Annotated in this window: 20 protein-coding genes; 13 read left to right on the top strand and 7 right to left on the bottom strand. The window is 72.2% G+C overall.

All coding sequences use genetic code 11. The features are described 5' to 3' along the window. Window positions 1–157: 157 nt before the first annotated feature. From pheS to OG780_RS33045, 5 genes are all read left to right on the top strand, one after another. Window positions 158–1,285: a phenylalanine--tRNA ligase subunit alpha gene (gene pheS, locus OG780_RS33025; RefSeq protein ID WP_328454355.1), complete on the top strand. Its 1,128-nt coding sequence runs from the start codon at window positions 158–160 to the stop codon at window positions 1,283–1,285. Then, window positions 1,285–3,789 carry a phenylalanine--tRNA ligase subunit beta gene (gene pheT / locus OG780_RS33030; protein WP_328454357.1) on the top strand — a complete coding sequence of 835 codons (2,505 nt, stop codon included), beginning with the start codon at window positions 1,285–1,287 and terminating at the stop codon, window positions 3,787–3,789. Before pheS ends, pheT begins: the two co-directional genes overlap by 1 nt. 591 nt (window positions 3,790–4,380) lie before the next feature. Next, window positions 4,381–5,334: a PP2C family protein-serine/threonine phosphatase gene (locus OG780_RS33035; protein WP_328458568.1), complete on the top strand. Its 954-nt coding sequence runs from the start codon at window positions 4,381–4,383 to the stop codon at window positions 5,332–5,334. 398 nt (window positions 5,335–5,732) lie between these two features. After that, window positions 5,733–7,073 carry a transcriptional regulator gene (locus OG780_RS33040; RefSeq protein WP_328454359.1) on the top strand — a complete coding sequence of 447 codons (1,341 nt, stop codon included), beginning with the start codon at window positions 5,733–5,735 and terminating at the stop codon, window positions 7,071–7,073. Between the two features lie 189 nt (window positions 7,074–7,262). Continuing rightward, complete coding sequence (locus OG780_RS33045; RefSeq protein WP_326788823.1) at window positions 7,263–7,808, top strand: NUDIX hydrolase; 546 nt, start codon at window positions 7,263–7,265, stop codon at window positions 7,806–7,808. A 23-nt stretch (window positions 7,809–7,831) separates the two neighbouring features. On the opposite strand, the gene OG780_RS33050 is transcribed toward OG780_RS33045, so the two are convergent. Beyond that, window positions 7,832–8,089 (bottom strand): hypothetical protein, encoded by a 258-nt coding sequence (locus OG780_RS33050; protein ID WP_328454361.1) that lies wholly within the window; start codon window positions 8,087–8,089, stop codon window positions 7,832–7,834. Window positions 8,090–8,299: 210 nt separating this feature from the next. Continuing rightward, window positions 8,300–9,160: a 3-hydroxybutyryl-CoA dehydrogenase gene (locus OG780_RS33055; RefSeq protein WP_326788824.1), complete on the bottom strand. Its 861-nt coding sequence runs from the start codon at window positions 9,158–9,160 to the stop codon at window positions 8,300–8,302. Window positions 9,161–9,328: 168 nt separating this feature from the next. On the opposite strand from OG780_RS33055, the gene OG780_RS33060 reads away from it, so the two are divergent. Further along, the gene (locus OG780_RS33060; protein ID WP_328454363.1) at window positions 9,329–10,576 is read left to right on the top strand and encodes a glycoside hydrolase family 10 protein; all 1,248 of its coding nucleotides are present in this window, start codon (window positions 9,329–9,331) and stop codon (window positions 10,574–10,576) included. Window positions 10,577–10,611: 35 nt separating this feature from the next. Here OG780_RS33060 and OG780_RS33065 read toward each other — a convergent pair whose 3' ends face one another. Beyond that, window positions 10,612–10,809: a DUF1918 domain-containing protein gene (locus tag OG780_RS33065; protein ID WP_328454365.1), complete on the bottom strand. Its 198-nt coding sequence runs from the start codon at window positions 10,807–10,809 to the stop codon at window positions 10,612–10,614. A gap of 92 nt (window positions 10,810–10,901) precedes the next feature. Continuing rightward, window positions 10,902–11,858, bottom strand: a complete 957-nt coding sequence (locus OG780_RS33070; RefSeq protein WP_328454367.1) for a DMT family transporter — start codon at window positions 11,856–11,858, stop codon at window positions 10,902–10,904. On the opposite strand from OG780_RS33070, the gene OG780_RS33075 reads away from it, so the two are divergent. Continuing rightward, entirely contained in the window at window positions 11,857–13,293 is a 1,437-nt protein-coding gene (locus OG780_RS33075; RefSeq protein ID WP_328454369.1) for an aminotransferase-like domain-containing protein, read from the top strand. The genes OG780_RS33070 and OG780_RS33075 overlap by 2 nt on opposite strands. Window positions 13,294–13,464: 171 nt before the next feature. Continuing rightward, entirely contained in the window at window positions 13,465–14,058 is a 594-nt protein-coding gene (locus tag OG780_RS33080) for a histidine phosphatase family protein (RefSeq protein WP_328454371.1), read from the top strand. Here OG780_RS33080 and OG780_RS33085 read toward each other — a convergent pair. Both OG780_RS33085 and OG780_RS33090 read right to left on the bottom strand, forming a co-directional pair. Continuing rightward, on the bottom strand, window positions 14,040–14,483 hold the full coding sequence (locus OG780_RS33085; RefSeq protein ID WP_328454373.1) for a DUF6314 family protein: 444 nt from the start codon (window positions 14,481–14,483) through the stop codon (window positions 14,040–14,042). The two genes, OG780_RS33080 and OG780_RS33085, sit on opposite strands and share 19 nt — an antisense overlap. 113 nt (window positions 14,484–14,596) lie before the next feature. Beyond that, entirely contained in the window at window positions 14,597–15,421 is an 825-nt protein-coding gene (locus OG780_RS33090) for a LysR family transcriptional regulator substrate-binding protein (protein ID WP_328454375.1), read from the bottom strand. Between the two features lie 80 nt (window positions 15,422–15,501). Here OG780_RS33090 and OG780_RS33095 point away from each other — a divergent pair, with 80 nt between their 5' ends. Then, window positions 15,502–15,894 (top strand): DUF5997 family protein, encoded by a 393-nt coding sequence (locus OG780_RS33095; RefSeq protein WP_328454377.1) that lies wholly within the window; start codon window positions 15,502–15,504, stop codon window positions 15,892–15,894. 63 nt (window positions 15,895–15,957) lie between these two features. On the opposite strand, the gene OG780_RS33100 is transcribed toward OG780_RS33095, so the two are convergent. After that, a complete protein-coding gene (locus OG780_RS33100) occupies window positions 15,958–16,302 on the bottom strand; it encodes a hypothetical protein (protein ID WP_328454379.1) in 345 nt (114 codons plus the stop codon). 696 nt (window positions 16,303–16,998) lie between these two features. Between OG780_RS33100 and argC the strand changes: the two genes are divergently transcribed. From argC to OG780_RS33120, 4 genes are read left to right on the top strand one after another with little or no spacing between them, the layout of a single operon-like run. After that, window positions 16,999–18,027 carry an N-acetyl-gamma-glutamyl-phosphate reductase gene (argC, locus tag OG780_RS33105; protein ID WP_328454381.1) on the top strand — a complete coding sequence of 343 codons (1,029 nt, stop codon included), beginning with the start codon at window positions 16,999–17,001 and terminating at the stop codon, window positions 18,025–18,027. Further along, window positions 18,024–19,178 carry a bifunctional glutamate N-acetyltransferase/amino-acid acetyltransferase ArgJ gene (gene argJ / locus OG780_RS33110; RefSeq protein ID WP_328454383.1) on the top strand — a complete coding sequence of 385 codons (1,155 nt, stop codon included), beginning with the start codon at window positions 18,024–18,026 and terminating at the stop codon, window positions 19,176–19,178. Before argC ends, argJ begins: the two co-directional genes overlap by 4 nt. Next, on the top strand, window positions 19,175–20,089 hold the full coding sequence (gene argB / locus OG780_RS33115) for an acetylglutamate kinase (RefSeq protein WP_328454385.1): 915 nt from the start codon (window positions 19,175–19,177) through the stop codon (window positions 20,087–20,089). Before argJ ends, argB begins: the two co-directional genes overlap by 4 nt. After that, complete coding sequence (locus OG780_RS33120) at window positions 20,086–21,294, top strand: acetylornithine transaminase (protein WP_328454387.1); 1,209 nt, start codon at window positions 20,086–20,088, stop codon at window positions 21,292–21,294. The genes argB and OG780_RS33120 overlap by 4 nt, the downstream gene beginning before the upstream one ends. Window positions 21,295–21,306 lie beyond the last annotated feature (12 nt).

Genomic DNA, 21,306 nt, shown 5'->3' on the forward strand with positions numbered 1-21,306 from the left:
TCCGCACGGGAGCACCGCGAGGACGCCCAGTCCTGGGCAGGCCCCCACCCCCGATAGACTCGGACCTTGGCACCTTTGCGTCCTCTCATCTGCGGACGATTCGTCTCCGGGTCGGTGACGGGGACCCTCAGCCAGCCAACCGGAAGCACGGGAAGAGATGTCGGCACCTAATAAGTCGTACGACCCTGTAGAGGTCGAGGCCTTGAAACCGGAAGAGATCGAGCGCATGCGGGACGAGGCGCTCGCCGCCTTCGCGGCCGCCGGCGACCTCGACGCGCTCCAGGAGGCCAAGGTCGCCCACACCGGCGGCACCTCTCCGCTGGCCCTCGCCAACCGCGAGATCGGCGCACTGCCTCCGCAGGCCAAGGCCGCGGCCGGCAAGCTCGTCGGCCAGGCCCGCGGCGCCGTGAACAAGGCCCTCACCGCCCGCCAGGCCGAACTGGAGGCCGAGCGCGACGCGCGCGTACTGGTCGAGGAGGCGGTGGACGTCACCCTGCCGTACGACCGCGTACCGTCCGGCGCCCGGCACCCGCTCACCACCATGATGGAGCGGGTCGCGGACGTCTTCGTGTCCATGGGATACGAGGTCGCCGAGGGCCCCGAGGTCGAGGCGGAGTGGTTCAACTTCGACGCCCTCAACTTCACGCCCGACCACCCGGCCCGGCAGATGCAGGACACCTTCTTCGTCCAGGGCCCCGAGGGGACCCACGGCGACGAGTCCGGTGTCGTGCTGCGCACCCACACCTCGCCGGTGCAGGCCCGCGCCCTGCTCGACCGGGAGCCGCCCGTCTACGTCGTGTGCCCCGGCCGCGTCTACCGCACGGACGAGCTCGACGCCACGCACACCCCGGTCTTCCACCAGATCGAGCTGCTGGCCGTCGACGAGGGCCTGACCATGGCCGACCTCAAGGGCACCATGGACCACATGGTCCAGTCGCTCTTCGGCTCGGACATGAAGACCCGGCTGCGCCCGAACTACTTCCCCTTCACCGAGCCGTCCGCCGAGATGGACATGCTCTGCTACGTCTGCAAGGGCGAGTCCGTCGGCAACCCCGACCGCCCCTGCCGGACCTGCTCCTCCGAGGGCTGGATCGAGCTCGGCGGCTGCGGCATGGTCAACCCGCGGGTGCTGATCGCCTGTGGCGTCGACCCGGAGAAGTACAGCGGATTCGCCTTCGGGTTCGGCATCGAGCGGATGCTGATGTTCCGTCACAACGTAGAAGACATGCGAGACATGGTCGAGGGTGACGTCCGGTTCACCCGGCCGTTCGGGATGGAGATCTGATGCGGGTCCCGCTTTCTTGGCTGCGGGAGTACGTCGACCTGCCGGCGACGGAGACCGGGCGTGACGTCCAGGCCAAGCTCATTTCGGCAGGCCTCGAGGTCGAGACGGTCGAGCAGCTCGGCGCCGACCTCAAGGGCCCCCTGGTCGTCGGCCAGGTGCTCACGATCGAGGAACTGACGGAGTTCAAGAAGCCCATCCGCTTCTGCACCGTCGACGTCGGCACCGCCAACGGCACCGGTGAGCCCCAGGAGATCGTCTGCGGCGCGCGCAACTTCGCCGTCGGCGACAAGGTCGTCGTGGTCCTGCCCGGCGCCGTCCTGCCCGGCGACTTCGCGATCGCCGCGCGCAAGACGTACGGCAAGACCTCGCACGGCATGATCTGCTCCGGCGACGAGCTGGGCATGGGCGACGACGGCAGCGGCGGCATCATCGTGCTGCCGCCGGAGATGGAGCCCGGCACCGACGCGATCGAGCTGCTCCAGCTCGTCGACGAGGTCCTCGACATCGCCGTCACGCCCGACCGCGGCTACGCCCTGTCGCTGCGCGGTGTGGCCCGCGAGGCGGCCATCGCCTACGGCCTGCCGCTGCGCGACCCCGCGCTGCTCGACGTACCGGCCCCGAACGCGTTCGGCCACCCGGTGCGGGTCTCCGACCCGATGGGCTGCGACCGCTTCACCGCGCGCACGGTGACCGGCCTGGACCCCGACGCCCAGTCCCCGATCTGGCTGCGCCGCCGGCTCCAGAAGGCCGGCATGCGCCCGGTCTCGCTCGCCGTCGACATCACCAACTACGTGATGCTGGAGCTCGGCCAGCCCCTGCACGCCTACGACCGCAGCCGGGTCCAGGGCACGATCGGCGTGCGCCGGGCCGAGCAGGGCGAGAAGCTCACCACCCTCGACGGAGTCAAGCGCACGCTGGACGCCGGAGACCTGGTGATCACCGACGACCGCGGCCCCATCGGTCTCGCGGGCGTCATGGGCGGCGCCCACACCGAGATCGACGACACCGAGGGCACCACCACCGAGGTCGTCATCGAGGCCGCGCACTTCGACCCGATCACCATCGCGCGCACGGCCCGCCGTCACAAGCTGGCCTCCGAGGCGTCCAAGCGCTTCGAGCGCGGCGCCGACCCCGAGGCCACCTCGGCCGCGGCCCAGCGGACCGTCGACCTCCTCGTGCTCCTCGCGGGTGGCACCGCCGACGCCGGGGTCACCGAGGTGATCGCGCCGTCCGCGCCGCACACCATCACCATCCCGGCCGACCACCCGGACAAGGTGGCCGGTGTCGACTACGGCCGCGAGATCGTCGTACGCCGCCTCCAGGAGGTCGGCTGCGACGTCTACGGGCAGGACGAGCTGATCGTCACCGTGCCGTCCTGGCGGCCCGACCTGACCGACCCGAACGACCTCGCGGAAGAGGTCATCCGGCTCGAGGGCTACGAGAACCTGCCCTCCACGCTGCCCAAGCCCCCGGCGGGCCTCGGCCTCACGGACCGGCAGCGGCTGCACCGCCGGGCCGGCCGCGCGCTGGCCGGCGCCGGATACGTCGAGGCGCTGAACTACCCGTTCATCGGCGAGCACGTCTTCGACCAGTTCGGCCTCGCCGAGGACGACCCGAAGCGCAAGGTCGTCAAGCTGGTCAACCCGCTGTCCGACGAGGAGCCCGCGCTCCGTACGACGCTGCTGCCGGGCCTGCTGCACGCCCTGCGCCGCAACGACGGACGCGGCAGCCACGACCTGGCGCTCTTCGAGACCGGCCTGGTCTTCCACCCTCGGGAGGAACTGCGTGTCGCCGGGCGGCTGCCCGTCGACCGCCGTCCCACCGACGAGGACGTCGCGTCCCTGACCGCCGCGCTTCCCGCCCAGCCCCGGCACGCCGCCGTCGTCCTCGCGGGCGCCCGCGAGCAGGCCGGCTGGTGGGGCAAGGGACGCCCGGCCGACTGGGCCGACGCGATCGAGGCCGCGCGCATCCTGGCCCGCGAGTCGGGGACCGAACTCCTCGTCCGCTCCGGCCAGTACGGGCCGTGGCACCCGGGCCGCTGCGCCGAGCTCGCGGTCCTCGTGGACGGCGCGGAGCAGGTCATCGGGTACGCCGGTGAGCTGCACCCCGGTGTCCTGAAGACGCTGGGTCTGCCCGCGCGCACCTGCGCGATGGAGCTGGACCTGGACGCGCTGGAGCGGGCGAGCTCGGGCCACCCCAAGGGCCCGAAGATCTCGACCTTCCCGGTCGCCACGCAGGACGTCGCGCTGGTCGTCGACAAGAGCGTCCCGCACACGGACGTCGAGGCTGCCCTGCACGAGGGCGCGGGTGAACTCCTGGAGTCCATCCGGCTGTTCGACGAGTACGAGAGCGAGCAGCTCGGCGCGGACAAGAAGTCCCTCGCCTACGCGCTGCGGTTCCGTGCCGCCGACCGCACGCTGACCGTGGACGAGGCCTCCGCGGCCCGCGACGCGGCGGTGGCGCTCGCCGCCGAGCGCACGGGGGCGGTGCTGCGCGGAGCCTGACCGCTCCACCGGGTGTGCCGGGGAACTGTGCGCCGTGAAGGGGCCGCGGATCATTTCGCGGCCTGGCGCACGGTTCCCCGCACCCGTTTTCAGCGGGTTCCACCGGCTCCTGTACGGGGGTTCCGTGGCTCCTGCCCGGCCGTTCCGTGGCCCCTGCCTGCATAAATGCGGGTCTCCGAAGACACCTCACTCATTCGGGTGACATGCCCGGGCGATCGGGCCCGGGCGGGCCGGGCGGTCGACAGAATCGGAGCGGTCTCTCCGAGGCCGTCTGCGCTGTCAGGGCCTATTGGGGGGCCAATCGGCATGATCCGTATCAAGGCTGGGGCTCCCCGCAGGGCGACGCTCCACACGCATTCGCGGAACCCGGCCAGGGCGGTCCTCGGCCCACGTCGCCGGCGTGACCGGCTGAGAGCCGGATTCGACCGGGCGGTGCGAGGTCGCCGGCCCTGCCTCGGTTTCACCCGCGCGGGGTGCGCACGCGGCGCGTTCGGCCACCGGGTCCTGCGCACCGCCGACCGGCCGCCGCTGCGCCGGGCGGTGAACCTGGGGCTGCCCGCGGTCTGGGGCGCGCTGGCGATCTCGTACAAGATGGCCAGTCCGCTCGCTCAGGAGAACGGGCTCGGCGCCCGCGTCGTCACCAGCGCCGTCTTCTTCGCGGTCGGCGCCGGTCTGATACTCCACGTCAGAAGAGTGCTGCTGCGCGAGCTCCGGCAGATCCGCAAGGTCGCGGGAGCCGCGCAGAGCGTCCTGCTGCGCCCGCTGCCACCGCGTATCGACGGGCTGGACATCGCGGCGGCCCAGCTCTCCGCGGACCACGGCGCGAGCATCGGCGGCGATCTGTACGAGGCGATCGCCACCGAGCACGGTGTGCGGGTCGTGATGGGGGACGTGCGCGGGCACGGACTGGGGGCCATCGGGACCGTCGCCGCCGTCCTCGGCAGTTTCCGCGAGGCCGCGCACGACGAAGACGAACTCGGCGGCGTCCTCAGAAGACTGGAGCGGGCGCTGGCCCGGCACCTGTGCGAGCGGGACCGGGCCGGACACCCCTCCTCCGGGCCCGGCTCCGACAGCGACACCGCCGAGGAGTTCGTCACCGTCCTGCTCCTGGAGATCCGCGGGGACGGCGAGGTGCACGCCCTCAACTGCGGCCACCCGTGGCCGTATCTGCTCACCAGGGGCCGCGTGCGGCCACTCGTCCGCGCCGAACCACTGCCCCCGCTCGGGCCGTTCCCGCTGCCGGCCCGTCTCCCGGCCGAATCCTGCGGCCGGCTCCGGCCCGGCGAGGGTCTCTTCCTGCACACCGACGGTGCCGAGGACGCCCGGGACACCCGGGGGCGGTTCTTTCCGCTGCTGCCGGCGCTCACCGCGGCCGTCCGCGACGGACCCGTCGTACCGCAGGCCGTGCTGCGCACGGTGCTCACCGGCCTGCTGAGCCACACCGGCGGCCGGCCCGCCGACGACGTGGCCCTCCTGGTGCTCCACAACGACCGCCGTCCCCTCGCCCTGAAGCCGGGCCGTGTGTCCCAGCACGTGCCTCGCTAGCGCGCGCGGCGAGCACGGGCGGCCACCGGTCGCGCTTCGCGTTCCCGGCCGGGGCGACCGGCCACGGGACCCGCACCCGGACGACCGGAGTCCCGCGGTCGCCCCGGCCGAACCGGCTCTGCCGTCCGCCCGGCCACGGAATGTCGGGCAGGCGGCCGGGCGGACGGCGCGGAGCGGGCCGCCGTACTGTACGAGGGGGAGCCCGGCGGCCCGGCCGGCCTCTTGCGAGGCATTTCAGTCAACCGGTGCGAAACTCTCCGCGACAGCGCGCGCACAGCGCGGATACGGGCATTCCCATCACACCCCGTGTGAAAGGGGACGCACTACTCTCTCTGATGCGGTCGGGCGCGGTCGGGCATGACCGGCGCCGTCGGCAACGAGCCACTCGGGGGCCTCCCATGCAGCCCAACACTCTGCTCGACTCGATCCTCGACGAGGCGGGCATATCGCACGCGGGACTCGCCGCCCACGTCAACCAGGCGGGCCGGGCCCGCGGTCTGGCCCTGCGCTACGAACACACCGCCGTGGCACGGTGGCTGAAGGGCCAGCGACCGCGAGGCCAGGTGCCCGACCTGATCTGCGAGGTGCTCGCAGGACGCCTGCACCGGCCGGTCACGCTCGACGACATCGGCCTCGGGGTTCCCGGCGAGCCCTCCACCCCGCACGCCGGCTCGCTCTCCGGTTTCGTCGAACGCGCCACCGCTCTGTGGCGCTCCGACGAACAGCAGCGCCCGCACATCCTCGGCGCCCCGGCCGTCACCGGGACCCCGGCCGTGATGCCCGTGTGGGAGTGGGAGAACCCTCCCGAGGACGTGGACGTCTCCCGCGGCGGCCGCCATCGGGTCAGCATGGCCGACATCGAGATGCTGCGCGCGGCGCGGGCCCACTACGAGCAGATGTACCGCAAGGCCGGCGGCATAGCGACCCGCACCCGGATCGTCGGCTTCCTCAACTCCGAGACCGCGCCCCTGTTGCGCGGCAGCTACACCGACGCCACCGGCCGCCAACTCCACCGCGCTACGGGCGGATTGGTGGCCATCGCGGGCATCTGCGCTTACGACTCCGACGCGCACGGACTCGCGCAGCGCTACTTCCACCAGGCACTGCGTCTGGCGAAAGCCAGTGGGGACAGGGGACTTGGGGCGTACGTCATAGCGCTGCTGGTCAACCAGTCGCTGTTCATGCGCGAGTACCGGCAGGCGGTCGCCTTCGCCGAGGCCGCGCTGCGAGCGGCGGGGCGCCACATCACCCCGGCCCTCGCCTCCGACCTCTACGCCATGCAGGCCAAGGCGTACGCACACCTCGGCGACGGCAGCAGCGCGCTGTCCTGCATACGGCGTGCCGAGCAGGCCGCCGAGCGTATCCGGCGCGGTTACGAGCCCGACGAGACCGGCTATGTCCAGCCGGGACTGGTCAACGTACAGGTGGCGGAGGCACTGCTCAGCCTCGGCGACCTGGTGGCTGCCGCGGAGCACGCGGCGGCCGCGGTCGACACTCCGGCGCACGACCGGGGGCGTGTGCACCGGCTGGCCATGCTCAGCCAGATCGAACTGCGCCAGGGCAACGCCGACAAAGCGGTGGCGACGGCCGTCCAGATGGCGGAGCAGGCACGGGGGATGGAGTCCCAGCGGCTGCGCGACAGACTGCGCGCGGTACGCGAACACCTGGTGCGCAGCGGCTGTTCGGGCACGACCGAGGCCGCCGAACTCATCGACGGCGCACTGCGCGTACCGCTGTAGGGAGCGGTCCGGCAAGCCGCTTCACCGACCGCGCCGGAGCGCCGAGGCACGAGCGGCGCCTGAACGCGGGCCACCGTTTCGTCCGGCCGTGTTCAGGCGCCGCTGTGCTGCGCCCCGACCCCAGTGAGCCCTGCTGTCGGAACGCGGCTGCTGCGATATTGCCATCACTCGGCGGAAGGTGGCAGAACCGTGCAGTGGACGAAACAGAACGAACAAACTGTGTATGAAAACCGCTGGTTCAGCGTCAATCTCGCAGACGTGGAGCTGCCGGACGGCCGGCATCTCGATCACTTCCTGATACGGCTGCGGCCCGTCGCCGTGGCCACGGTGGTGAACGACGCCAACGAGGTGCTGCTCCTGTGGCGGCATCGCTTCATCACCGACAGCTGGGGATGGGAGCTACCGGCGGGCGTCGTGGAGGACGGCGAGGACATCGCCGTGGCGGCGGCCCGCGAACTGGAGGAGGAGACCGGGTGGCGGCCGGGACCCCTGAGGCATCTGATGAGTGTCGAGCCCTCCAACGGGCTCACCGACGCCCGGCATCACATCTACTGGGCCGACGAGGGCGCGTACATCGGACACCCCGTGGACGACTTCGAGTCGGACCGCCGGGAGTGGGTGCCCCTGAAGCTCGTTCCCGACATGGTCGCCCGCGGTGAGGTCCCGGCCGCCAACATGGCGGCCGCACTGCTCCTCCTGCACCATCTCAGGCTCGGGCAGGACGCGTTGCCCTGACCGGTCCCCCGGCGTCCCGGGCCCTAGTGGCCCAGAGCCTGCCAGACCGTCACGGCCAGCGCGCCCACGGCCGCGACGACGGCGACGGTAGGCAGTGGCCAGCGGGTGTGTTCGAGCGCGACGATCCGTGTGCTGAGGTCATCGAGGTCCTTGGCCGTCTGGTCGTCGCGCTGGGTGAGCAGCGCCAGTCCTCCCTCGATGCGGGTGAACCCCACTTCGAGCGACCGGCGTAACTCCGCGATCTCCTTCGGCGCCGCGGGATGCTCGGGGTCGGCGGTCACGAGTCCGCTCCTTTCCGTGGTCGGCACATCCCTTGTCCGTGCACGGAAAGTCAACTCGCCTGGTGGGCACGTGGGGAGAGTGTGCGTCAGGCATATGCGGGCCCGGCGCGCACACGGCGTGTGAACGCCGCGGGCCCGGCACCACAGAAGGTGCCGGGCCCGTGCGAACTCCGGTGAGCGGAGCGGGTGTTCAGTCGATGTTCGGCCTGGTCAGCCGTAGGTGTAGAACCCCGAGCCGGACTTGCGGCCGAGGCGGCCGGCGTCGACCATGCGCTGGAGCAGCGGGGGAGCGGCGTACAGCGGCTCCTTGTACTCCTCGTACATCGAGTACGCGACCGAGGCCACGGTGTCGAGGCCGATCAGGTCGGACAGCTTGAGCGGGCCCATCGGGTGGGCGCAGCCCATCTCCATGCCGTTGTCGATGTCCTCGCGGCTCGCCATGCCCGACTCGAACATCCGGATCGCGGACAGGAGATAGGGGATCAGCAGCGCGTTGACGACGAAGCCCGAGCGGTCCTGGGCGCGGATCGCGTGCTTGCCGAGCGCCTTCTCGGCGAACAGCTGGGCGCGGCTGATGGTGCCCTCGGAGGTGGTCAGCGCCGGGATCAGCTCCACGAGCTGCTGCACCGGGGCCGGGTTGAAGAAGTGGATGCCGATGACCTGGTCGGGACGCGAGGTCGCGACGGCCAGCTTCACCAGCGGGATCGAGGAGGTGTTGGAGGCCAGGATCGCGTCCGGCCTGGTCATCACCTGGTCGAGCACCTGGAAGATCTCGGTCTTCACCTGCTCGTTCTCGACGACGGCCTCGATCACCAGGTCGCGGTCGGCGAACTCGCCGAGGTCCGTGGTGAAGCTCAGCCGGTCCTGGGTGGCCTTGAGCTCTTCCTCGGAGATCTTTCCGCGCCCGGCCGCCTTGGACAGGGAGGAGAAGAGCCGGGTCCGGCCGATCTCCAGGGCTTCGCCGGTGGTCTCGGCGACCTTCACGTCCAGTCCGGCGCGGGCGCACACCTCGGCAATGCCCGCTCCCATCTGGCCGCAGCCCACCACTCCGACGCGTTCGATGTCGGTCACATCGTCCCCTTCGCTGATCCGTACGGCCCGGCAGGTAGTCCGTTGTTCGGGCCCTGCTCCGAACGTGCACGTTACTCCCAAGTATCGATGATCGATCGTCGGGGTGGTGCATGCTGGGTTCCGGTACGGCACGTGACCGGACGGATCCGCAGCGTAGGGGGTAGGGGTATGGGGCGACTGCCACGCCGGACGTTCGCGGCGGCCGCGCTCGCGACACTGCCGGGGTTCGGCACGGCGGGGGACGCCGCGGCCGCCCAGGACACGGCCCCACGGCGCCGGTCGGCGGCCCCGCGCGCCATGCGTGGCATGTGGCTCGCGACCGCCTCGAACCGCGACTGGCCCTCCCGCACCGGGCTGAGTCCCGCACGCCAGCGCGCCGAACTCGTCGGCCATCTGGACACGGCGGTACGCCTGCGCCTCAACACCGTGTTCCTCCAGGTCCGTCCCGCCGCCGACGCGCTGTGGCCCTCTCCGTACGAGCCGTGGTCCCGCTACCTGACCGGCGTCCAGGGCAGGGATCCCGGCTGGGACCCGCTGGGCACCGCCGTGCGCGAGGCCCACGCGCGCGGTCTGGAACTGCACGCCTGGTTCAACCCGTACCGCGTGTCCGGACAGCCGGACCCCGGCAGGCTCGCCCCCTCGCACCCCGCGCGTCTCCACCCGGACTGGACCGTGCGGTACGGCGGGAAGCTCTACTACAACCCCGGACTGCCCCCGGTCCGTACGTTCGTCCGGGCCGCGATGCTCGACGCGGTGCGCCGGTACCCCGTCGACGGCGTGCACTGGGACGACTACTTCTACCCCTACCCGGTGCCCGGCGAGCGCTTCGACGACGACGCGGCGTACGCCGAACACGGCGCGGGTTTCCCGGACCGGGCGGCCTGGCGGCGCCACAACATCGACCTGCTGGTGCAGGAGATGGCGGCGGGCGTCAAGAAGGCCCGTCCCGGGGTCCGCTTCGGGATCAGCCCCTTCGGCGTCTGGCGCAACGCGTCGACCGACCCGCTCGGTTCGCCGACCAGGGCCGGCGTCGAGACCTACGACGACCTGTACGCCGACACCAGGAAATGGGTCGGGCGGCGCTGGGTGGACTACATCTGCCCCCAGCTCTACTGGAACATCGGCTTCGCCGCCGCCGACTACGCGAAGCTGCTGCCCTGGTGGGCGCGGGTCACCCGGGGCACGGGCGTGCACCTGTACGCGGGCGAGGCGCTGTACAAGGCGGGCGACCCGGCGCAGCCCGCCGCCTGGCGGGACCCGGCCGAACTCTCCCGGCATCTCACCCTCGCCCGCGGCCACGCCGAAGTGCGCGGGCATGTCTTCTTCGCGGCCTCGGAGGCGGGCACCGACCGGACCGGCGCGATGGCACGGGTCGTCGCCGACCACTACGGGCAGCCGGCGAAGCCCCCGCGCTGAGCGGACGCCGGCATGCCGGCGTCCGTCCCGCCGTTCTACCGCGGCGGCATGTCCCGGTGGCGGATCTCGGAGTCCGGCCCCGGCGAGCACACGGCCTCGTGACCGTCCTCGAACCGCACGCGGTAGGGGGGAGAGCCTTCGGCTCCCATGACCTCGGTGATCTCCGCGACCTTGTCGTGCTGGCCGACGGTCCTGCCGTGCTGCACCAGCTGGTCGCCTTTGGTTGCGTGCATCTGAACGGTCTCCTCGCCTGTACGGGAGCAACGGTTCGTGGCCTCGGTCCGAAAGGCCCGGGGCGCGGGTCGGTGCGGCCTGTTCGTGCGGGTCAGCCCCGTGCCCGCTGGGTCAGGGCGATGCAGACGAGGACGGCGGCCGCCGTCAGGGGTGCCGCCGGGGTGAGCCGCTCGCCCAGGAGCAGTACCGACCACACCAGTGTGAGCAGCGGCTGGGCCAGCTGCAACTGGCTGGCCTTGGGAATCCCGATCGACGCCATCCCCCGGTACCAGACGACCAGGCCGAAGAACTGCGAACCGACCGCGACCCACAGCAGCCCGGTCAGGCTGTGCGCCGTCAGCCGCACCGGTTCGTACGACAGCGCCAGCAGCGCGCCCGGAAGGCTGAGCGGCAGACACAGGACCAGGGCCCAGCCGATGACCTGCCAGCCCGGCATCACCCGGGCCAGCCGGCCGCCCTCGGTGTAGCCCGCCGCGCAGATCAGCAGGGCCCCGAAAAGGTAGGCGTCCGCACCGGTCAGGGCACCGCCGCTCTGCTGCACGGTGAACGCGATCACGGCCGCGGCGCCCACGCAGGCCGCCACCCAGAACGTCCGCGACGGCCGCGCGCCGGTGCGCAGCGCCGAGAACAGCGCCGTCGTGAGCGGCAGCAGCCCGACGACGACGGCCGCGTGGGCGGTGGTCGACGTCCGCAGGGCGAGTGTCGTCAGGAGCGGGAAGCCGAGGACGACACCGGCGGCGACGACGGCGAGGCCCGCCAGATGCCGCCGGGCGGGCCGGGGGACCCGCAGTGCGAGGAGGCAGCCGCCCGCGAGGACCGCCGCGAGGACGCAGCGCACGGTCACCAGCGACCAGGGGCCGAAGCCCTCCAGGCCCCAGGCGGTCGCGGGGAAGGTGAGGGAGAAGGCGGTGACCCCCAGGGCCGCCTGAAGGGTGCCCGAACGGCGGTCCGCCGGAGCGGGGCTCCGGGGCGGGGCGGAGGCCGGGTGCTCGATGCCGGTGCTGACCGCTATCCCGGTCCGGTCGATAGCGCTACTCTCTGCTCTCATGCAAGAGCGTAGCAGTGTGGGCGATCTGGCGGATCAGCTGCGACAGGAACTGGACCGCTACTCTCCCGGTGGAAAGCTGCCGTCCAGCCGGGTCCTCGTCGAGCGGTTCCGCGTGAGCCCGGTGACCGTGTCACGGGCGCTGGCGCAGCTGGCCGCCGAGGGGCTCGTGATCACCCGGCCCGGTGCGGGCGCCTTCCGGGCGAGGCCCCGGCCCGCCATCACGTCCACCGGGGACACCTCCTGGCAGGAGGTCGCGCTCAGCGCGGACGCCGCGCCGGAGGCCGTCCCGCGCACCGTGGACGCCTCCGGCGTCCTCGCCTCGCTCGCCGCGCCGCCCCCCGGTGTCATCGAGTTCAACGGCGGCTATCTGCACCCCTCGCTCCAGCCGGAGCGGGCGATGGGCGCGGCCCTCTCCCGGGCGGGTCGCCGCCCCGGGGCCTGGTCACGGCCGCCCATGGAGGGGCTGCCCGAACTGCGCGAGTGGTTCGCGCGCGGTATCGGCGGGTCGATCGGCGCCGCCGAGGTACTGGTCGCGGCCGGCGGCCAGACCGCCCTGACGACCGCCCTGCGCGCGCTCGCGCCGCCCGGCGCACCGGTCCTGGTCGAGTCGCCCACGTATCCGGGCATGCTGGCCATCGCCCGCGCCGCCGGTCTCCGCCCCGTTCCGGTCCCGGTGGACCCCGACGGCGTGAAACCCGAGCTCCTGGCCGACGCCTTCAAGGCGACCGGCTCCCGGGTCTTCGTCTGCCAGCCGCTGTTCCAGAATCCGACCGGCGCCGTGCTCGCGCCCGAGCGGCGCGGCGAGGTGCTGCGCATCGCGCGGGACGCCGGAGCCTTCGTCGTCGAGGACGACTTCGTACGCCGACTGGTGCACGAGGACGCGGGCCCGCTGCCGCGGCCGCTGGCCGCCGAGGACCCCGACGGAGTCGTGGTGCACGTCGGTTCCCTGACCAAGGCGACCTCGCCGAGCTTCAGGGTGAGCGCCCTGGCCGCGCGCGGTCCGGTACTGGAGCGACTGCGCGCCATCCAGGTCGTCGACACCTTCTTCGTGCCGCGCCCGCTCCAGGAGGCCGCGCTCGAACTCGTCGGCTCGCCGGCCTGGCCGCGTCATCTGCGCACCGTTTCGGCCGAGTTGAAGGCCCGGCGGGACACCATGACCGCCGCACTGCGGCTGCGGCTCCCCGAACTCGCCCTGCCCCACATCCCGTTCGGCGGCTACCACCTGTGGGCGCGGCTGCCCGACGGCACCGACGAGTCCGCGCTCGTCGCCGCCGCCCTGCGCGCGGGGGTGGCCGTGACTCCCGGCCGCCCCTACTACAGTGCCGAACCCCCGGCCGCCCAGATCCGGTTGAGTTTCGCGGCGGTGGCGGGGACGGAGGAGATCACGGAGGGTGTACGACGACTGACGGCGGCGTACGACGAGGTGCGGGTCTGAGCGGAGGCGGCGGGACGTCGCGCCACGGGGAGCCGCGGGGGCGCAACGGCGGGAGCGGGTGCAGAGCGTCGGCACCGTCGGTGCACAGGCCAGAAGCTGATGTTCCGTGAATATTCGGATACTCTGTGTAACACCCTTGACCTGCGGAGTCCGGCGCTCCACGATCTGCGCATGCATCTTCGGGTCACGTTCGTCGCCGCCGCGCGCAGCTCCGCGCTGCTGGCGGAGCGCTTCGAGGACGACCGGCCGCTGGACCAGGCGGGATGGGAGGAAGCACAGCGCGCCGCCGCGGGGCTGCTGCCACTGGCGGCGGCCGAGCTCCGCTACTGCGCGCCGACACCCCGCAGCCGGGCCACCGGTGACGTCCTCGGCTACGCGCCACTGGTTCAGCTCGCGCTGCGTGACTGCGACATGGGCCGCTGGCGAGGCTTCACCCTCGGCGAGGCCATGGCCCGCGAGCCCGGGGCAGTGGACTCCTGGCTGTCCGATCCGCGCTCCACGCCCCACGGCGGTGAGAGCCTGCTGACCTTCATCGCCCGGGTCGGCGCCTGGCTCGACACCCGGCCGGGGGAGGACGGCGGCAGCATCGTCGCGGTGGCCGAGCCGTCGGTGGTACGGGCCGCGCTGGTCTACGCGCTGAAGGCGCCGCCGTCGACGTACTGGAACATCGACGTCCGTCCCCTGTCGGCGATCACCGTGACGGGCCGGGCGGGCCGCTGGAACCTGCGCGTCGACGGGGCGCCCGCTCAGGTCGGGCGCGCGTAACCGGTGGTGAGCACCAGGTCCTTCGCGGGTCCCCGGACCCGCCAGACGGACCGCCAGTGGCGCTCGTCCCGGACGGTGAACTCGCCGCGGTAGAGATCCGCGGCGCAGGGGTGGTCGGCGACGTACCGCCCGGCCCTCAGGTCCAGGTCGTGGAACGGGCGGCCGTCGGAGAACCGTACGAGAGCGGTCCCGGGGCCCTGGCCCGGCAGGAACCGCAGTGTCCGCTCGGCGGGCCGCGCGACGCCCTGCCACACGAACGTGCCCGACTCCCGGTGCAGCAGCCCGCCCTCCTCCAGCGGCTCGAACACCGTCGTGCCGGTGAAGCGTCCTTCGGCGTCGCTCGCGAGGTCCCGTACGGTGCGCTCGACCCGCCAGTTTCCGCCCAGGTACGTCAGCACGTCCTCGACCGGCCAGAACTCGCCCATGCCGTCCCGCTCTCCGTCCCGTCCGATGCGGCGCGACCCGTCGACCCGCGCCGGTCTCCCCCCCGTCCTGCCGTCCCGGTCACCTTCCGGGGCGGTGCCGGGTCGGAGCCCGGTCAGGAACTGCGGCGCGGCTTGCCGCGCTTCGCGCCGCCCTTCGGGCCGCCGGTGCCGCCGCCCCGGGTGTTCTTGGCCGCGCTCCTGCCGCCGCCCTTGCCGCCCGTCTTGCCGGGCGCGGGCTTGCGCCGGGCGCCGCCGCCCGAGTCCGACTTCCGGGGGGAGGACTTCGCCGCGCCCCGGTCCTTCTGCGCTGCCGCGGACGGGGGCTGGGAACGCCCTCGGGTGCTGTTGGCCGTGCGTCCGCGCACGATGCCGATGAAGTCCTCCACCAGATCGGTGGTCCGCTCCTCGGGCCAGGCCAGCGCGACCCGTGACTCGGGGGCGTCCGTGACCGTCCGGTACGTGAGGTCCTTGCGGTGGTGCAGACGGGCGAGGGACTGCGGCACGACCACGACCCCGATGCCCGCCGCGACGAGTTCCACGGCGTCCGCGGTGGCCGCGGGGCGCTCCAGCGCGGGCCTGCCCGGCAGACGCTCCCAGTCCAGCAGGTCGTCGAGGGGGTGCAGCACGATGTCGTCGGCGAGGTCCTCGCCACTGACCTGCTCGACCGCCGCCACGATGTGATCCTTCGGGACCATGACGACCGTCGTCTCGGTGTAGAGGGGGATCGCGCTGAGGTCGGTCCCGTCGACCGGCAGCCGGACGAAGCCCGCGTCGGCGTCGCCGCGCCGCAGGACGTCGTACACCTCGTCGGCGGACACCGGGACGAGGGCCAGGGGCACGCCGGGCATCCGCTCGTTCCAGATCCGCACCCACTTCGAGGGCGTCACCCCCGGAACGTAGGCGAGCCTGAACGAGGGGGATGCTTCGGAGCCGGTCACCACGTCAGATTACCCGGCGTGGCCGCGGCACCGTACCGGCGATGGTCGGCGGGGGTCCGTGCGCTCGATACCCTTGACCCATGAGTTCGCACCAGACCGCCCAGACGATGAAGCCCGCCACAGCGGCGAAGAAGCTGGGTGTGTACCTCGAGGCCACCCCCGCCGAGTTCCAGGAGGGTGTCGTCTCTCGTGCCGAGCTGAACGCCTTGCAGACCGATCCGCCCGCGTGGCTCCAGGAACTGCGCCGCACCGGCCCGCACCCGCGGCCGGTCGTCGCGGCCAAGCTCGGTGTCTCCATCGCGGGACTCGCCCGCGCCGGCGTCAGCGAGGCCCTCACCACCGAGCAGATCGAGGCGCTGAAGACGGAGGACCCCGAGTGGCTGCGGCGCGAGCGCGCCACCCAGGCGGACGTCCGCAAGGAGACGGTACGCATCAAGGAGAAGAACGCGGAGCGGGACGCCAAGCGCTCCTGACCCGGGGCGCCCCCCCGCCGCGGATGCCGGCCGGGGGCACCCGAGCCGCCCCGCGCCGGGATCTCAGCCGCCGGTCCCCGGGGTGCCGGGCCCGCCGGCACCGGGCGTTCCGGAGCCGTTCGCGCCGGGCGGGGAGCCCTGGCCGCCCGCGTGCCCGAACGCCTTGACGAGCAGGTGGATCACCGCGGCCGGCGGGATCAGGAAGATGACGACGGGGAACTGGAACGTGCCCGTCGTCCGATGGGCGACATACCACCCGTAACAGGCGAGGAAGATCCCGCCCAGAGCGGCCCGGACCCGGTTCTTGAACGAGATTCCGGGGACGAAGGCCGCTCCGATCAGGATGATTCCCGACAGGACGGCGAAGATCTCGTACGCGCTCCAGTGCGCGGACGGCGACGATGACATGGGCGGCCCTCCAGAGGATTTCGGGGCGGGGCTCGCCGCACGGCTCGTACGGCACCCCTTCAGTGCGGGAGCCGGGTCACGCCGGTGACGGTCACGGGCGCCGGGAAGGCGCCCGAGCCGAGGCGCAGCCGCACGAGCCCGGCCCCCTGTCCGCCGGCCGGGCACCGCCTCGGCCGAGGTCGCACGAGCCCCGTCCGCCGCCGTCGGTCCCGGCACGAACGTGGCGCGGGCGGCGGATCCGCCACCGGCGGTCCCGCGAACGGCGACCGAGTCCCGCGCGGCGCCCTCCCGCTCCGTCGCGGGCCTCTCCCGTGCCGCAGTCCAGCGCCACGAAGCGCGCTTGGAGTGCCGCGTCACCACGGACCGCCGCGCGTCCGCCGCGGCGGAGGGCGATCCGGAAGAGGAGAGCCCTGTGCGGGGCCCAGGGGGAGACGCATGCGGGGATGGTTCCAATCCGGTGCCCTCCGGCGAAGGTGATGCCGGGCTTTGACCGGAATCAATCCGGAGTGTGCGTGCTGTTCCACCGGATCCGATCATGTGGTGTCCGAGTGGAGGGACAGCGACTCTGGGCATGATTCCCACCGTGCCGACGGACGGGGGCGTCGCGGAGTCGCGCGTGCCCTCGGCGGTCGTCCGGCGAGGATTGCATAAACGTGCAGGGAAACGTATAGTCATGCCATCCAAGAGGAGGGTTCCATGGCGATGCGTGCGGCGGTGGCGGGAGCGAGTGGGTACGCGGGCGGGGAACTGCTGCGCCTGCTCCTGGCACACCCCGAGATCGAGATCGGCACCCTGACCGGCAACTCCAACGCGGGCCGGCGGCTCGGCGGGATCCAGCCCCATCTGCTGCCGCTCGCCGACCGCGTCCTCACCGAGACCACCGCCGAAGCGCTGCGCGGTCATGACGTCGTGTTCCTCGCACTGCCCCACGGCCAGTCCGCCGAGGTCGCCGAGCAGCTCGGCGCCGAGGTCCTCGTGGTCGACATGGGCGCCGACTTCCGGCTGAAGGACCCGGCCGACTGGGAGCGGTTCTACGGCTCCCCTCACGCCGGGACCTGGCCGTACGGCCTCCCCGAACTGCCGGGTGCCCGCGCCGCGCTGGAGGGGTCCAAGCGCATCGCGGTACCCGGTTGCTATCCGACGGCCGTCTCCCTGGCGCTCTTCCCCGCGTACGCGGCCGGGCTGGCCGAGACCGAGGCCGTGATCGTCGCCGCCTCCGGCACCTCGGGGGCCGGCAAGGCACCCAAGGCGCACCTGCTCGGCAGCGAGGTCATGGGGTCGATGAGCCCGTACGGCGTCGGCGGCGTCCACCGGCACACCCCCGAGATGATCCAGAACCTCACCGAGGCCGCCGGAGAGCCCGTCACCGTCTCCTTCACCCCCACCCTCGCGCCCATGCCCCGCGGCATCCTCGCCACGTGCAGCGCCAAGGCGAAGCCGGGGGTCACCGCCGAGTCGGTCCGGACCGCCTACGAGAAGGCCTTCACCGACGAGCCCTTCGTCCACCTCCTTCCCGAAGGGCAGTGGCCGGCCACGGCGTCCGTCTACGGTTCCAACGCCGTTCAGGTCCAGGTCGCGTACGACGCCGCCGCACACCGCATCATCGCGATCAGCGCCATCGACAACCTGACCAAGGGCACCGCGGGCGGTGCCGTCCAGAGCATGAACCTCGCCCTCGGCCTCCCCGAGGAGCTGGGACTTTCCACGATCGGAGTCGCACCGTGAGCGTCACGGCAGCACAGGGATTCACCGCGGCCGGAGTCGCCGCGGGGATCAAGCAGAACGGCAACCCGGACCTGGCCCTCGTGGTCAACAACGGGCCCAGCCAGGCAGCCGCGGGCGTCTTCACCTCCAACCGCGTGAAGGCCGCGCCGGTCCTGTGGTCGGAACAGGTCCTCAAGAGCGGCGAGCTGACCGCGGTCGTCCTCAACTCGGGCGGTGCCAACGCCTGTACGGGACCCAAGGGCTTCCAGGACACCCACGCCACCGCCGAGAAGGTCGCCGAGGCGCTCGGTGACACCGGCGCGGGCAGCGTCGCCGTGTGCTCGACCGGCCTCATCGGCGTGCTGCTGCCGATGGACAAGCTGCTTCCGGGAATCGACCTCGCCGTCGCCCAACTCGGCCCGCACGGCGGCGAGAAGGCCGCCATCGCCATCAAGACGACCGACACCGTGCACAAGACGTCGGTCGTCACCAAGGACGGCTGGACGGTGGGCGGGATGGCCAAGGGCGCCGGCATGCTCGCGCCGGGCCTGGCCACCATGCTCGTCGTGCTCACCACCGACGCGGACGTGGACAGCGCGAACCTCGACCGGGCGCTGCGCGACGCCACCCGCACCACCTTCGACCGCGTCGACTCCGACGGCTGCATGTCCACCAACGACACCGTGCTGCTGCTCGCCTCCGGAGCCAGTGAAGTCACCCCGGAGTACGCGGAGTTCGCCGAGGCCGTACGCGCGGTCTGCGACGACCTCGGTCAGCAGCTGATCCGCGATGCCGAGGGCGCCAGCAAGGACATCAAGGTCGAGGTGATCAACGCCGCGACCGAGGACGACGCCGTCGAGGTGGGCCGCTCCATCGCCCGCAACAACCTCCTCAAGTGCGCCATCCACGGCGAGGATCCCAACTGGGGCCGCGTGCTGTCCGCGATCGGCACCACCCGGGCCGCCTTCGAGCCGGACCGGCTGAACGTCGCCATCAACGGCGTGTGGGTCTGCAAGAACGGCGGGGTCGGCGAGGACCGCGACAAGGTCGACATGCGCTACCGCGAGGTCCACATCGTCGCGGATCTCGCCGCGGGCGACGAGACCGCCACGATCTGGACCAACGACCTCACCGCCGACTACGTCCACGAGAACAGCGCGTACAGCTCATGAGCAATCAGACCCGCAAGCACACCGCGCTCCCCAAGGCGCAGATCCTCATCGAGGCGCTGCCCTGGCTGACCCGGCACCGCGGCAAGACCGTCGTCGTCAAGTTCGGCGGCAACGCCATGATCGACAGCGAGCTGAAGGCCGCCTTCGCCCAGGACATCGTGTTCCTGCACCACGCGGGCCTCAAGCCCGTCGTCGTGCACGGCGGCGGCCCGCAGATCAGCGCCGCCCTCGACCGGCACGGCATCGTCAGCGAGTTCAAGGCGGGCCTGCGCGTCACCACCGAGGACGCGATGGACGTCGTCCGCATGGTGCTCGCCGGACAGGTCCAGCGCGAACTGGTCGGACTCCTCAACGAGCACGGCCCCCTCGCCGTCGGCCTCACCGGCGAGGACGCGCACACCATCACCGCGACCAAGCACCGGCCCACGATCGACGGCCAGTTGGTCGACATCGGGCGGGTGGGCGAGATCACCGCGATCGACACGGGCGCGATCGAGGCCCTGCTCGCCGACGGCCGCATCCCGGTCGTCTCCTCGATCGCCCGGAGCCAGGACGACGGACATGTCTACAACGTCAATGCTGATACGGCGGCTGCGGCACTCGCTGCCGCACTGGATGCCGAAACCCTCATGGTCCTCACGGACGTCGAGGGCCTCTACGAGGACTGGCCGAACAGCGACGAGGTGATCAGTCGCCTCACCGCCACCCAGCTGGAGAAGCTCCTTCCCGAGCTGGCCAGCGGAATGGTGCCGAAGATGGAGGGCTGTCTGCACGCCGTGCGCAACGGCGTCACCACCGCCCGTGTCATCGACGGCCGGGTCCAGCACTCGATCCTGCTGGAGATCTTCACCGACGAAGGCATCGGCACGATGGTCGTGCCGGACGACGAGGAAGCGGGGGCCGCCGAATGACCGGCAGCGCGAGCAACGCGGAGCTCACCGAGCGGTGGCAGGGCGCGCTCATGGACAACTACGGCACCCCGCGGCTGCCGCTCGTGCGCGGTGCCGGAACCAAGCTGTGGGACGCCGACGGCAACGAGTACCTCGACTTCGTCGGCGGCATCGCGGTCAACGCCCTCGGACACGGCCACCCCGCGATCGTCGAGGCGGTGAGCCGGCAGATCCGTTCGCTCGGCCACGTCTCCAACCTCTTCGTCGCCGAACCGCCCGTCGCGCTCGCCGAACGGCTGCTCCAGCTCTTCGGCCGCGAGGGCCGGGTGTACTTCTGCAACTCGGGCGCCGAGGCCAACGAGGGCGCCTTCAAGATCGGCCGGCTGACCGGCCGGAGCCACATGGTCGCCACCACCGGCGGCTTCCACGGGCGGACCATGGGCGCCCTCGCGCTCACCGGCCAGGCCGCCAAGCAGGAGCCCTTCCTGCCGCTGCCCGGCGACGTCACGCACGTCCCGTACGGCGACGCGCAGGCCCTCGCCCAGGCGGTCACGGACGACACCGCGCTGGTGATCATCGAGCCGATCCAGGGCGAGAACGGCGTGGTCGTGCCGCCCCCCGGCTACCTGAAGGCGGCCCGCGCCATCACCGCGGCCCGTGGTGCCCTGCTCGTCCTGGACGAGGTGCAGACCGGTATCGGCCGCACCGGCCACTGGTTCGAGTACCAGGCCCACGAAGGCGTCCTGCCCGACATCGTCACGCTGGCCAAGGGACTCGGCGGCGGACTGCCGCTCGGTGCCACGGTCGCCTTCGGCCGCGCCGCCGGACTGCTGAAGCCCGGCCACCACGGCACGACCTTCGGCGGCAACCCGGTCGTCTGCGCGGCGGGACTCGCCGTGCTCGACACGATCGGGTCCGAGGGACTCCTGGAGAACGTGAAGCGCGCCGGCGAGAAGCTGCGGGACGGGATCGAGGGGCTCGGGGACGGTTCCGGCCATCCGTTGATCGACCACGTCAGGGGTGCCGGTCTGCTCCTGGGTATCGTGCTCACCGAGCCGCTCGCGCCCCAGGTGCAGCAGGCGGCTCAGGACGCCGGTCTCCTGGTGAACGCGCCCGCCCCCGATGTCGTACGGCTGATGCCGCCGCTGAACCTCGGCGACGACGAGGTGGACACGTTCCTCCGGGCCCTTCCCGGCATCCTCGACGCAGCCAACGGGGACGGGTGATCCCGGGAATGG

The organism is Streptomyces sp. NBC_00386, assembly GCF_036063235.1.
In the GTDB taxonomy this organism is placed as follows: domain Bacteria; phylum Actinomycetota; class Actinomycetes; order Streptomycetales; family Streptomycetaceae; genus Streptomyces.